The 12,837-nt window shown below is 36.5% G+C and carries 14 protein-coding genes; 1 reads left to right on the plus strand and 13 read right to left on the minus strand.

Annotated elements, in window-relative coordinates; translation table 11 throughout:
• Positions 1–271: 271 nt before the first annotated feature.
• A complete protein-coding gene (locus VKJ25_RS23005) occupies positions 272–424 on the minus strand; it encodes a hypothetical protein (protein WP_324238981.1) in 153 nt (50 codons plus the stop codon).
• A 797-nt stretch (positions 425–1,221) separates the two neighbouring features.
• Between VKJ25_RS23005 and VKJ25_RS23010 the strand changes: the two genes are divergently transcribed.
• Complete coding sequence (locus VKJ25_RS23010) at positions 1,222–2,070, plus strand: pentapeptide repeat-containing protein (RefSeq protein ID WP_324238982.1); 849 nt, start codon at positions 1,222–1,224, stop codon at positions 2,068–2,070.
• Between the two features lie 512 nt (positions 2,071–2,582).
• Here VKJ25_RS23010 and VKJ25_RS23015 read toward each other — a convergent pair.
• The 12 genes from VKJ25_RS23015 to infA all read right to left on the minus strand — a co-directional run bounded on the left by VKJ25_RS23015 (position 2,583) and on the right by infA (position 12,800).
• Complete coding sequence (locus tag VKJ25_RS23015; protein ID WP_324238983.1) at positions 2,583–3,062, minus strand: hypothetical protein; 480 nt, start codon at positions 3,060–3,062, stop codon at positions 2,583–2,585.
• Positions 3,063–3,446: 384 nt separating this feature from the next.
• Positions 3,447–4,556, minus strand: a complete 1,110-nt coding sequence (gene prfA, locus VKJ25_RS23020; protein WP_324238984.1) for a peptide chain release factor 1 — start codon at positions 4,554–4,556, stop codon at positions 3,447–3,449.
• Between the two features lie 463 nt (positions 4,557–5,019).
• A complete protein-coding gene (gene rpmE, locus VKJ25_RS23025; protein WP_324238985.1) occupies positions 5,020–5,304 on the minus strand; it encodes a 50S ribosomal protein L31 in 285 nt (94 codons plus the stop codon).
• Positions 5,305–6,031: 727 nt separating this feature from the next.
• Positions 6,032–6,442, minus strand: a complete 411-nt coding sequence (gene rpsI / locus VKJ25_RS23030) for a 30S ribosomal protein S9 (RefSeq protein ID WP_324238986.1) — start codon at positions 6,440–6,442, stop codon at positions 6,032–6,034.
• Entirely contained in the window at positions 6,442–6,897 is a 456-nt protein-coding gene (gene rplM, locus VKJ25_RS23035) for a 50S ribosomal protein L13 (protein WP_324238987.1), read from the minus strand. Before rplM ends, rpsI begins: the two co-directional genes overlap by 1 nt.
• A gap of 359 nt (positions 6,898–7,256) precedes the next feature.
• A complete protein-coding gene (truA, locus tag VKJ25_RS23040; protein WP_324238988.1) occupies positions 7,257–8,075 on the minus strand; it encodes a tRNA pseudouridine(38-40) synthase TruA in 819 nt (272 codons plus the stop codon).
• A 751-nt stretch (positions 8,076–8,826) separates the two neighbouring features.
• The gene (gene rplQ, locus VKJ25_RS23045; protein WP_324238989.1) at positions 8,827–9,177 is read right to left on the minus strand and encodes a 50S ribosomal protein L17; all 351 of its coding nucleotides are present in this window, start codon (positions 9,175–9,177) and stop codon (positions 8,827–8,829) included.
• A 456-nt stretch (positions 9,178–9,633) separates the two neighbouring features.
• Positions 9,634–10,599: a DNA-directed RNA polymerase subunit alpha gene (locus tag VKJ25_RS23050; RefSeq protein ID WP_375340367.1), complete on the minus strand. Its 966-nt coding sequence runs from the start codon at positions 10,597–10,599 to the stop codon at positions 9,634–9,636.
• A 24-nt stretch (positions 10,600–10,623) separates the two neighbouring features.
• Positions 10,624–11,019 (minus strand): 30S ribosomal protein S11, encoded by a 396-nt coding sequence (gene rpsK, locus VKJ25_RS23055; RefSeq protein WP_324238991.1) that lies wholly within the window; start codon positions 11,017–11,019, stop codon positions 10,624–10,626.
• Between the two features lie 754 nt (positions 11,020–11,773).
• A complete protein-coding gene (gene rpsM / locus VKJ25_RS23060) occupies positions 11,774–12,157 on the minus strand; it encodes a 30S ribosomal protein S13 (RefSeq protein ID WP_324238992.1) in 384 nt (127 codons plus the stop codon).
• A gap of 193 nt (positions 12,158–12,350) precedes the next feature.
• A complete protein-coding gene (rpmJ, locus tag VKJ25_RS23065; protein WP_015178722.1) occupies positions 12,351–12,464 on the minus strand; it encodes a 50S ribosomal protein L36 in 114 nt (37 codons plus the stop codon).
• A 111-nt stretch (positions 12,465–12,575) separates the two neighbouring features.
• Positions 12,576–12,800 (minus strand): translation initiation factor IF-1, encoded by a 225-nt coding sequence (gene infA, locus VKJ25_RS23070; RefSeq protein WP_006276978.1) that lies wholly within the window; start codon positions 12,798–12,800, stop codon positions 12,576–12,578.
• Positions 12,801–12,837 lie beyond the last annotated feature (37 nt).

The raw sequence follows: 12,837 nt of genomic DNA on the forward strand, positions 1-12,837 counted from the left end.
AAGCACAGATTTATTTATTAAATCTTCATAAGTAGCGATTTTTCGGGAACCGTCCATCCTACTCGCTTAAGTGTATCTCATAAAAGTGGAATCCGCTGTAATACATTAAATCTAGATGAATCTTCGTGTAAATCTTTTAAAGAATCACTTTGATCCACCATAAATTTAACAATTTTCCTAAAATAGAATATCCCATTATGCAATCGCTTTTTTATCACAGCAAAACTTAGCTCAGTTTGCTTAACTGTTGATCGCAAAACTGAACTAATGCTTATTGGTTTTTGCTTATAATTGTGGTTCTCCACAATTCTATAGTGGAAAGTTGCTCTTCTTCTTTCTCGTCTAATTTCCACTTTAGATTAGAACCATGATTCACATTTTGATCTGGGTTTAATAGTTTCCTGATAGTTCTGGTGTCTAGCATAGTTGTTAAGTCCTCTGTTTATTACTAAATAACTTACTGATAAGTATTGATTGTGCCAACCTGAACCCTATTGAAAGTTTTTAGTTGGCCTTTAGAGATTTTGCTACTGCTTTTGCTGAAAGGCAAACTCAACAACTGATATTAAGTCCATAGCCAATGAGGGCTTTTCGGTACTTCTTGCCTACTTTAAAAAGTCCTACCTATGGTTAATAGCACATAATATTTTTATAGTCAAGTAATTAACTTAAAAATTAATTTTTTACTCTTGACTCTCAGTTTAACCCTAATTACTACTCTTTTTACTTAATATTAATTTAATAGTTCTTAAGATTTATTAAAAATGTATAAAATTAGTAAATAATTTACATTTTTAACCTTATTTTATAGTAAGATACTTATTTTTTTCAATATAACTATTATCTAGTCCACCTAATGTCCAAGTTAGATATTAGGTATTGGAGTAAGTAGGGTTTGCGGAAAAAATATTTTTAAGGAGATAGGGTGATGGGGAGTAATTTTGTTGTCCAACTCTTCCCCAAAGTAGGCTCCTTTTTGAATCAGAGCTACTCAAAAAGTTGCACTTTTAGGGTTCCCGATAAATCAGAACCTAAAAAAGCTAAAATCTTTAAATGATTTTTGAGAAAAAAAATTGTTTGGGTTTGGTCTCCAAACCCAAACGTAATTGGTCTCCAAACCCAAACTTAAAGGGATTCGGCAACCGAACCCCCTTGGCTCAAATCTGACAATCTATTTAGGATTGCGATATATTGCCAAGAATAACTTTTGATAAAAATAATATGGGGAACCAAGAATATCTAGCTTTACTCAATTGTGGCGTCATTGCTTGGAATGAATGGAGGGATAAAAATCTACATTTACAACCCGATTTTACTAATGCTAACTTAAGAGGTTTAAATTTAGAAGGTGTTAATTTTCAAGGAGTAAATTTAACGGGAGCTAATCTATCTTTATGTAAACTGATTAATGCTAATTTTATAGATGCTAATTTAACTTCAGCAGAACTGATTAATGCTAACTTAACTGCTACTAATCTTCAAGGTGCTAACTTAAGAAATGCTAATTTTATCTCTGCCGATCTCAGAAACGCTAATTTAAGTGAAGCGGATTTAGTTAATGCTAATTTAATTGGAACTGACTTACAAAATTCTAATTGTCGATATGTTGATGGAACTTCTGCTAACCTGAGCAGAAGCAATTTAGCTAACGCAGATTTCAGAGAAACCAACTTCAGTTATGCTAATTTCAGTCATGCTAATCTTTATCAAACTGAATTAATTAAAGCATATTTTTACCAAGCTAATTTATACCATGCAAATCTAATTAGAGCTAGTCTAAGTAGGATTTATTTATCCAATTCTTCTTTAAGAGCAGCAAACCTTTATAGAGCAGATTTGAGATTTGCTGAACTAAGAAAAGTTGACCTGCAAAACGCAAATTTACAAGAAACTTATTGCCGAAGTATTAATCTCAATCAAGCTATTTTAACTAGAGCAGATTTGAGAGGAGCAAATTTGAGAGGAGCAGATTTGAGAAAAGTCGATCTTAGTGATGCTTTAATTGATAATATTAATCTTGTAGATGCTAATCTTCAGAAAGCAATTATGCCTGATAGTAAAATTAATTAGGGTCTGCTGAAAAAGTCTTGATCAGGAGATGGGGTGATGGGGAGAGGTAGGGAGTAATTTTTTTGCCCAACTATGCTATAAGCCCAAAACCCCCTCTTTTTTAAACCTTTTTGACCTAAAAGCTGACACTTTTTCCAGACTTAAAATTCCTAAAAACTTTGTCTGTAAAGGCTTTCAGTTTTATTCAGCCAGCCCTACTAATTAGGGTTGGCTCAAAAAAGCAGAACGTGGTCCGGGTGGGAACACAGAGGCAATAGGAAAAATTATTTTTCCTTGATTTTTCTACCCTTGGTCTCCCTAAAATAAATCGTGACTTTATGATTTTTCGGGAACCGTGCTTAAGAAACCTAAAATCTGGTACTTTTTCCCGACCAGAAAATGCTAAAAGCTTTATCTAGAAAGGCTTTTATATTTCCATACGCCAGCCCTAATTAGAGTTTGCGTATGGAAGTTTTTTTGCTAGAGTAGAAAGTAGATAGGGACATTGCATCCAACGTCCCTTGATGTTTAACTTATTCATTAGGACCATCTAGTATTTCTTGTACCTCAATATTAGTTTTACCTAAAATTCTGGCTATAGGTGCTATTAAAGTGTTGTCTACTGGTTTGCCAGCATAAATATCCTTGAGCTCTTCAGGAGAAATTTTGTGAATATCACAGAATTTAATAAACTCATGGCCACTCACTTGTAGCTGATCTTGCCTTTCCCGCAGTAAAAGAGCGATCGCTCTTGGTCCATATTTAGGTCGTTCCGCTAAAGCTATATATTTCTGCATTAAGTCATTAACTCTCGTTCTTTTTCCTCCTACCCGTCGCAATAAATCCAGACAAGCTAATCTCAGAGCTTTGCGTAACCTTTCTTGCTCATTCATAACTTCGAGAATTTCCTCAGCATATTCGGGTTTACAAATGCCTACTAATTCTCCTTGATTTAAAATTGGCACATAGAAACCCATTCCACATTCCCAAGGTGATTCTTCTTTGGTCATCATGCCTAAGTCTCCCAGTTTTCTTGAACTTGCTAGAATCAGATTAATATACAGAACTTACACATTAACACTATTAGTAGTGGACTGTTTCATCTGAAATGATGCCATAAATGTAGGTTTGGTTGAGGTACGAAACAAGGGCAAAAATTTTTCTCCCCTACTTCCTAATGCACTATTTTAGGTGAAATAATCCATCAGTTAGCTTACTTCGTAACCCACCAAAACTCTATATATAGAGTCTTTGCGTCAGTCCTGATGTACTAAGTTAATAGTTGCTAAATAAGTATTTTATTTTATAAAAAAAACGAGAACTCTGTCCTCGCTTTTGGCTCGCAATTTCAGTTTAGATAAGTCATTCCACTTATCATAAAGTTAACCTAATGTCAACTACACTGACATAGGAGTAGAACTGGATGCTGCCAACTCCTGTAAACGCTCCTGTTGATCTTGAGTAATGCAAGCTTGAATCACATTTTCTATATCTCCCTCCAGAAGAGGTGCCAGAGAAAAGTTTTGACTCAAACGGTGATCTGTCGCTCGATTGTCTTTATAATTATAAGTACGAATTTTTTCAGAACGGGAACCAGTACCTACTTGGGATTTCCGCATAGAACTTACTTCTGCTTGTTGCTCACTCAACTTAATTTCATAAAGTTTAGCCCGCAAAATTTGCATTGCTCGCTCTCTGTTTTGTAGCTGACTCCGTTCCTGAGTACAAAAAATTCTAATTCCTGTAGGTTTGTGAAACAAGTCCACTGCAGTTTCCACCTTGTTCACATTTTGTCCACCAGCTCCACCAGAACGAGCAGTTGACAGTTCAATATCTTTTGGATCTATTTCAACTTCTACATCATCCACCTCTGGCATAATAGCTACTGTTGCTGTAGAAGTATGTACCCTTCCACCTGCTTCTGTCACTGGTACTCTTTGAACCCGATGAACCCCCGCTTCAAACTTGAGCTTACTGTAAACTTGCTCCCCTTTAATTTCTAAAATTGCTTCTTTAAAACCACCCATGTCTGCTAAAGACTCACTCAGCAAACTTACCTTCCAATTTTGAGTCTCTGAATAGCGGGAGTACATTCTGACCAAATCTCCTGCCCAAATACTGGCCTCATCTCCCCCTGTACCAGCTCTAATTTCCAACATAATGTTTTTATCATCGTTGGGGTCTCGTGGCAGTAAAGCAATTTTCATCTGAGTTTCCAGAGATTCTAGTTTAGCTTCCAACTCTTCCGTTTCCAACTTAGCCATCTCTTGCATTTCTAAGTCGCCACCAGCTTCTTTCAATATTTCTTTAGCATCAGCTAATTCTTCTTGAGTATTTTTCCACTCTTCATAATGGTTAACAACTTCTTCTAAAGAAGATCGTGCTTTAGCTACTTTTTGAAACTCACTAGGGTTTTTCGCAATATCTGGATCAGCTAAACGTAGAGTTAATTCATTATAAGTTTGCTCTACAGATTTTAATTTATCTAATAAATATGTTTCAGCCATTGTCAGTTGTCCTGTATCTAAAATATTGGTGTATTTATTTATAGGGAATTTTATTGGATATTTTTATGTTAATTATTGTCTGTGATATTTGATAACTAAGTAAGTAAAACCTAAAGCCTCCTTTTTTCTTTCAATAAAGTAAGGATAGATAAGAAAAGAAGTTTCAGCTATTAGCTTTCAGCTAGCCACCTAAGGAACTGCGCAATTCAGCAATAAAAACCTCAACCTTAAGGAGGAAATTTCAACGAATAAAGAAAGTGAAAACTGAATTTTGTATCAGATAAAATTTCTGATTTATCAGGAACCGTATCAGAAAGCTTTTATCTCAATCTAAAAGGAATAGCTGAGTGCTAAATGCTGACTTCTGAATGCTTACGTTTTAGATATTCTTGTATTCAGTTTCAGTAGAGGGTGCTGATCACTGAAATGACAGACAAATAATTAAGGACAATTGACATTCTAGCTATTTTTTACCCTTACCTTTTTTAGCTTTTTTAGCAGCTTTAGCTTTACTAGGCTTGGTAGATTTAGAATCACCACCCTCTTGTTTACTATATTTACGCATAAATCTTTCAACTCTTCCCTCAGTATCAATAATTTTCTGAGTACCTGTAAAATAGGGATGATTTCCTGACCAAACATCAACATGAATTTCAGGTTGTGTAGAACCAATTGTCATTACAACTTCACCGTTACAATAAACTTTTGCTTCTGGATACCATTGAGGATGAATACCAGTTTTAGGCATTTTTTTTACTCTACTTAAATTACAAATATTTTTACTTTTAACTTTTTTAATTCTAGAAAATAGTTCTTTAATAGAATTTAATTAATCATCTGATTTACACTTCTTTTTATCATATCAAATTGTTTGCCGATTCTGACAAAACAATAGGTGATAATTGACAAATTAATAAAGAACCCAGTAGGGTGTGTTAGCCAAGCTTAACGTACCATCTTTTAGAAATGATTTATCCCACAGATTACTCGATAATTAATTTCTTATGTTATTTTTGAATTAATTTAATAGTGGTGCGTTACGGAAGTACGCCTAACAAACCCTACCGAACTGTTTCAGCTTAAATGGTGCATTAGGGAGTAGGGGAGTAGGGGAGAAACATTTTTGTAACCTACAGCTATTGCACTATTTAAAGTGAAACAATGCATTACTAGACTGACACAGCTAATGAGTGTGCAATAGCTTTTTTAGTAATCCCCCATCCCCCCTTTCAAAGGGTGGCTAGGGGGATGGAAGGGGGTTGGGGGGTTAGGTTTTTGCTCTTCACATTTTCAAGTTTGACGCGCCAGTACCAAACTATGGTAATACTTTGAGCAAATTAAGATTGCTATTATATACAGCAGATTCTAAGCATAACAAAGTACAGATTTAATAATTAAATCTTCTCAGTAGGACTTTTCGGGAACCGTGCATCTTGCTCTCCTGGGTATACCTCACTACAATGGAATTTGCTATATTAACGTTTGGAGTATTGAGATGCTTTACGCGCTTTGCGTAAACCATACTTTTTCCGTTCCTTAGCACGGGGGTCGCGAGTCAAATATCCTTCTATCTTTAGAGGTTTACGATTTTCTGGATCTAGCTGACACAAAGCTCTAGCTACACCCAATCTAATCGACTCAGCTTGTCCTGTTAGTCCACCTCCTGTAGCCTTAACTAGAATGTCATATTCATTTTCCAAACCTAAAGTTTCTAGTGGAGCTTTAGCAGATGTTAAATAACTATGATTATACTGTAGGTACAGTTCACCTTCTTTACCATTAATAATTAATTTGCCTGTACCTGGAACTAAACGTACTGATGCCACCGAAGATTTACGACGGCCAGTACCCCAATACATAGCACGGCCACTATCTGTTCCTTGCATTATACTTTTCCTCCTGGAATAGTTGTAATAGTTAATTTTTCTGGTTGTTGAGCTTCGTGAGGGTGGTCAGGTCCAGGATAAACTTTTAATCTGTTGTGCAGTCTTCTACCCAAAGAATTTTTGGGTAGCATCCCGAAAACTGCCTCTTCTATAATTCTTTGAGGTAAACGAACTTGTAATTTAGAAAAAACTTCTGTTTTCATACCACCTGGTCTTCCCGAATGGCGACGATAAAGTTTCTGACTACTTTTTTTACCAGTTACGGTTACTTTTTCGGCATTAACTACAATTACAAAGTCTCCTGTATCCAGATGAGGAGTATAAGTAGGTTTATTTTTTCCCCTAATAATCATGGCAATAGCAGTTGCCAATCTTCCTAAACGCTGACCTTCAGCATCAATAACATACCATTTTTTGCCATCAACATCCTCTTTAGGCAAGTAAGTTTTATTCATAATTTTCTTTGTTAGTTATTGTTTTTAAATTATTTGTATAGCAATCCTGAATAGATTGTAATGTTTTATTGTAGGGGTTTGGTCTCCAAGCCCAAGCACAAATTGGTGTAGTGAGCAAACCTATACAATTTTTTTTCACAAGTCATTTCATATTCAGGACTAAAGCCATGGGAACCCAGAAACCTGGTTTCTCATAGATTTTTATTCTCAAAAACAATGATTTACCCTAGAAACCGGGTTTCTTTGCGTAAGTCTTGATATTGCTACAGTAGTGGTGCATTGGAATTATTTTTTTGCCAGATATAGAATTAAATTTAGAGAATCTTGCTCCCATAACCAGGATTACCTATTCCTATCAATTAAGAAAGGATAAATTTGGGCATACTATCATACCATATCTCTTGAGGAAAAGGAAATTCTGGGTAACCGACCCGCAATAAACAAAGACCACTAGCTGGAGCTGAATGCTTGACAAATTCCCTTCTTTGATTTATCCAAATATCTGTAAAACTTTCCAGCGATCGCTCTTTTTGACCTACTTGAATCAGTAACCCCACCAATAACCGCATCATTCCATACAGAAATCCACTTGCTTGAACCTCTATATGAATAAATGGACCTTCTCTTTGACAATTAACCTCTTGCACATCTACCCAAGAATGGGGACGAGAAGAACCAGCTTTTTGAAAAGCAGCTAAATGATGACGGCCAATTAAAGGATTCAAAGCTGCTTGAATTAATAGTGGGTCTAAATCTGCTTGATAGTAATGCCAAACAAAAGGTATCACAAACAAATTAGGTCGTTTATCTGTATATATAGTATATCGATAACGTCGCCAAATCGCTGTAAACCGAGAATGCCAGGTAGATTCTACTTGAGCCGATCCTCTAATCAAGATATCATTATTCAATCGTGAATTGAGGATAGTAGCCCATTTTTCCGCCGGAATGGGGCCGGAAACATCAAAATGAGCTACCTGAGCTGCTGCATGGACTCCCGCATCCGTTCTACCTGCCCCATGTAAAGTTACAGGTTGATTAGTCACAGAAGAGATAGTATTTTCAATTTCTTCTTGTACGGTTCGTTGATTTGGCTGCCTTTGCCAGCCATGAAAATTAGTACCTTGATATTGAATTACAAGAGCAACGCGCTGGACTAAAGTTTGTTTATTAGCCATCAGAGATTTGCAGTTTCCAAAGCTGGCTTTGCTGAATAAATATATTATTTTAGAGGATTCAGGATCTAGAAAGTAGTTTTTTCCTAGTCAGACAGTTAGAAGGAAAATCTGTCTGATTTATATTTTATAGATATATAGAACCCCTAACTGTATCTTTACAAAGGTGTGTTTTTTTGCCAAAGAAGTAAGTCAGGAGTCAACCCACCCCTAACCCTGACCATGGAGGGGAAATAGGGAAAAACCTAGAATTAGAGCCTTATATTCACCATCTCCCCATCTCCCCATCTCCCCCCATCTCCCCAACTAATTTTGGAGACCTGTTTAGGGGTTCTATAGATATAGGAATTTTATACCTAAAATCAGCAATGCCTTGCTCGACATTAATTTTTGACTTTGATATAAATGATATGGTAAGCTTATCTAGTTTAGTCTAGCACTGTTTGAGAAGACCTACAAAGATAAATTTTGATATAGCATTAAAAACTATAACGTTATAGTTTTGAGTCTTTCCAGCCTAGTTAATTTACCATTGCTTGAGCCAGACTTAACTGTGATAGGACTAAAGCCATGAACGCTACTGGTAGGGTTTGTTTCGCTGCGCGACATGAAAAGCGCACAAAGCACAAGGCAGCAAGACTCTATATCTAGTTACTTTGCGTAAGTCCTGTGTGATATAACATTAAAAACTATAACGTTATAGTTTTGAGTCTTTCAAACTTAACAATGGGCAAACTCTGACGTTTTCCTTGACTTAAATCAATTCAATAATTGCCATCTCTGCATTATCTCCACGACGAGGAACAGTTCTCAAAATACGAGTATATCCCCCATTGCGAGAACCATATCTATCTTCTACCTGAGCAAATAAAGTGTGAACAAGCTGTTTATCATAGAGATAACCTAAAGCACGACGGCGAGCTGCTAAAGAACCATCCTTTGCCAAAGTAATCATTCTTTCAACTTCTGACTGTACAGCTTTAGCACGAGCTTTAGTAGTAGTAATTCTACCATGACGAATTAATTGAGTGGCTAGCGATCGCAAGAGAGCGCGACGCTGGTCTGCTGGTTTACCTAACTGGGGAACACGACGACTATGACGCATAACTACATTAATAATATTTTAGATGGTATTTAGAATTAGTTTCCTCCTACTTTATACTCAGAGTTTAACTAATTTAATTGTTCAAGTTTAAAATGAATAGCTTGGTAAGCATTTCCTGGGTCATGCTGCGCAAACAGCCTTTAGCTAAAAGCGATCAGCTATTGGTTTTAGTGAGTAACCCAAAGCTTTATTAATTGAGCTAGAATAGTTGGGCTATAAAAATCAGTTCCACAGTCTATATTCATTTAAACCTCGTCCTTAAGTATAGGGTACTATTGCTGTTAACGTTTCGCTGCGCGACATGAATGCGTAGCATGACCTAGGAAAGTTCCGACCCACGAGGCTAGCTGATGGCTAATAACTGAATGCTTGGATAGCTTCTTCAATTATTTAAACTTTTTGTCTCCTTTTTTCATTGATTTTTTCTGGAAATTAAAACTGATTAAAAGCAGTTTTCTAGTTAGCTTTAGCAACCTTTTCTCTTGGTAAAGTTATTCCCAAGCGTTTTTGTAAAGCTTCTATCACTTCATCAGCAGACTTCTGACCAAAGTTCTTAATTTCTAACAAATCTTCTTGACTATAATCAAGTAAATCTGCAACGGAATTAATTTGCGCTCTTTTCAGACAATTATAAGCACGAACCGATAGCTGTAATTCTTCTATAGGAATTTGACTTGTTGGGTCTGTCGGTTCTCCTGATGGAGCGTCTGTCATATTAGTGATATCTTTCAGTGGTTCAAACAAACTCATTAAGATACCAGCAGCATTACTCAACGCATCTTGAGGAGTATAACTGCCATTAGTCCAAATATCTATAATTAGCCTGTCTTGTCGTAAAGAACCACCCACAAGAGCATCCTCAACAGTATAATTAACCTTACGAACTGGCATAAAAATGGCATCTATTTGCAGAAAATCTAGAGCAGTAATATCATCACGACTACGATTTACAGCTCTATAACCAGTTCCTTTTTCAATTCTAAACTCCATCTCCAGAACCGAACCTGGAGATAAAGTAGCGATATATTGACTACGATCAATAACTTCAACCTCTGAAGGTACATCAAATCGATCAGCAGTTACAGTCGCAGGCCCTTCCATCCTTAATCTCCCAATTTGTGGTTGACTAGAATGACTTTTCAGAACCACCTCTTTCATGTTCAGTAAAATTTCTAGGACATCCTCTCTTACCCCCTTAATAGTGGCAAATTCGTGATTAACTCCCGCTATCCTAACTGATGTAACTGCTGTTCCTTCTAAATTAGCTAGAAGAACCCGCCTCAGAGCATTTCCTACTGTTGTACCTTGACCACGAGCTAGTGGTTCTATCACAAACTTTCCATACTGACTCCGATCTTTGTCCGTTCTGGACTCTACACACTCGTAATGAAATTGCGCCACTGAGTAACCTCCCTTCTCCATAAACCCTAGAGTTAATAATTTCGATTAGACTCTACGCCGTTTTGGGGCACGGCAACCATTATGAGGAATTGGGGTAATATCTCGAATTAATGTTATTTCTAGCCCCGCCCCCTGTAAAGCTCTAATTGCTGTTTCTCTTCCTGCCCCTGGACCACTTACCATTACTTGAACCTGGCGCATTCCTTGATCGTTAGCTCGGCGTGCGGCGCTTTCTGCTGCTGTTTGGGCGGCAAAGGGGGTTCCTTTTTTCGCCCCTTTGAAACCACTGGAACCTGCTGATGCCCAAGAAATTACTTCACCGTTTTGGTCAGCAATGGTTACAATTGTGTTATTGAAGGTGGAAGTGATGTAAGCCACTCCACTGGGCACATTCTTTTTTTGCTTTTTTGGACCTGATTTTTTAGTTGGTTGTCGTGCCATATTTTTTTATGAGTGGAATATCTAGTTAATAATCTACTTTGAGCAACAAGCTGGTAGATTAAGTTCTAATCTCATCAGATTTTTTGTTCAGTATCCTGAAATTTTTGTTTTTTAGAATCTTAGGGATTAGAAATATTTCTATTGGTTAGAAATGAGGGTGAAATTAGGTTTATAGCAATTCCCGTTGTTATGAGGTAAATTTATCATCCTCCTAAATCCCCCTTTGAAAGGGGGAGTTTGATTTTTTTATCCCTCCTTTCCAAGGAAGCAAGGGGGATTTTTTATGTTAAAGAACTGCTATATCAAAATTATTATAAAGATAATAATGTTAATCAACCTTATTTCTTTTTAGGTGCATAAATTGTAGAACTAATTCTACAATTTTTACCAAACCTAAAATAGCTAAGATTTTAGTCTGCTTCTTGGTTAATTTTCCTGACTTACGAAATCTATAAAGTTGACGAGTCAGAAATTTTTATCTTATGCAGAATAGCTGTACCTTTATCAGAATAATTGACTCTTCAAGTTGGCAATTTCATTCAATTAAGCTCATATCAATCTGAATGAGTTATCTTAACTATTTTTCCTTAAAGATGAATCTAAGACCAGGAAATGTTTTTCTAACTGTTCCCTGTTCCCTGTTCCCCAATTAATTTCAATTATTCATAATATTAGTTCGTTAGTCTGGCTCTGGATTGACAGTATAAATATTTGTAGTCAATTAAACTATATACAATTCAGACTCAGCCAACTTTTACTTCTTAGCAGCAGCTTTCTTCTTACCAGCTACAGTTCGACGTACACCCCTACGAGTTCTAGCATTGGTGCGAGTTCGTTGTCCTCTAACTGGTAAACCCATTCTGTGTCGGCGACCTCGATAACAACCAATATCCATCAATCGCTTGATGCTCATGGCTTCTAATCTTCTGAGGTCTCCTTCCACTTCATAGTTTTCTTGGACTTCAGCCCGAAGTGTTGCTATTTCCTGGTCACTTAAATCTTTGACACGGGTATCAGGATTTACTCCTGTTTCAGCTAAAATATCTTGGGACCGAGATAGTCCTATGCCATAAATGTATGTCAGACCAATTTCTATACGCTTATCGCGTGGGAGGTCTACCCCAGCAATTCTTGCCACTTTAGTTTTTCTCCCTCAGCTTTAGATAGAATTTACATATTTCTTGATGAGTATGCAGTAAATATAGCGCTAGGCGCAAGTAAAAAGACAAAATTATCAAGTTATCTCTGACTAAATTTCAGTGCTTAGAAATAGAAATCTCCTGATTTTGGCTTTGACTGCTATACTCTAATTTTGATGTCTAATAATATGTCTAACCTTGACGTTGTTTGTGTTTGGGGTTAGTACATATCACCATTACTCGCCCTCGGCGACGAATGACACGACACTTCTCACAAATTTTTTTAACGGATGCTCTAACTTTCATGCCTTTTTTGGCAACACTACAAATTTTATATTATATCACTTTAGATATATTTTCTGCAAATATATCAACCCTAGAGTAAATTGGCAAAAATTTAAGTAAATTTAATATTTTCTACTTTTTCCGAAGTCGATAAGTAATTCGGCCTTTTGTCAAATCGTAGGGGGTTAATTCTACCTTGACTCGATCGCCTGGTAGGATTTTGATGTAGTTGCGACGGATTTTACCGGAAATATGGGCTAATACATTAAACCCATTATCCAAATCTACCCTGAACATAGCATTAGGTAGGGATTCCGTCACTGTTCCCTCCATTTCTATGAGATCTTGTTTAGACAAATTTTAATAACCTCAATCCTGCAAGTAAGCAATTTTA

It is taken from the genome of Okeania sp., assembly GCF_035285525.1.
Classification (GTDB): Bacteria; Cyanobacteriota; Cyanobacteriia; order Cyanobacteriales; family Microcoleaceae; genus Trichodesmium.

Excerpts from the sequence above, each read along its gene's own strand:
- VKJ25_RS23005 (WP_324238981.1), bottom strand. The coding sequence starts at position 424 with ATGCTAGACACCAGAACTATCAGGAAACTATTAAACCCAGATCAAAAT.
- rpsI (WP_324238986.1), bottom strand. The coding sequence starts at position 6,442 with ATGCAAGGAACAGATAGTGGCCGTGCTATGTATTGGGGTACTGGCCGT.
- rplQ (WP_324238989.1), bottom strand. The coding sequence starts at position 9,177 with ATGCGTCATAGTCGTCGTGTTCCCCAGTTAGGTAAACCAGCAGACCAG.
- truA (WP_324238988.1), bottom strand. The coding sequence starts at position 8,075 with ATGGCTAATAAACAAACTTTAGTCCAGCGCGTTGCTCTTGTAATTCAA.
- rpmE (WP_324238985.1), bottom strand. The coding sequence starts at position 5,304 with ATGCCTAAAACTGGTATTCATCCTCAATGGTATCCAGAAGCAAAAGTT.
- rpmJ (WP_015178722.1), bottom strand. The coding sequence starts at position 12,464 with ATGAAAGTTAGAGCATCCGTTAAAAAAATTTGTGAGAAGTGTCGTGTC.
- VKJ25_RS23050 (WP_375340367.1), bottom strand. The coding sequence starts at position 10,599 with ATGGAGAAGGGAGGTTACTCAGTGGCGCAATTTCATTACGAGTGTGTA.
- prfA (WP_324238984.1), bottom strand. The coding sequence starts at position 4,556 with ATGGCTGAAACATATTTATTAGATAAATTAAAATCTGTAGAGCAAACT.
- VKJ25_RS23010 (WP_324238982.1), top strand. The coding sequence starts at position 1,222 with ATGGGGAACCAAGAATATCTAGCTTTACTCAATTGTGGCGTCATTGCT.
- VKJ25_RS23015 (WP_324238983.1), bottom strand. The coding sequence starts at position 3,062 with ATGATGACCAAAGAAGAATCACCTTGGGAATGTGGAATGGGTTTCTAT.
- rplM (WP_324238987.1), bottom strand. The coding sequence starts at position 6,897 with ATGAATAAAACTTACTTGCCTAAAGAGGATGTTGATGGCAAAAAATGG.
- rpsK (WP_324238991.1), bottom strand. The coding sequence starts at position 11,019 with ATGGCACGACAACCAACTAAAAAATCAGGTCCAAAAAAGCAAAAAAAG.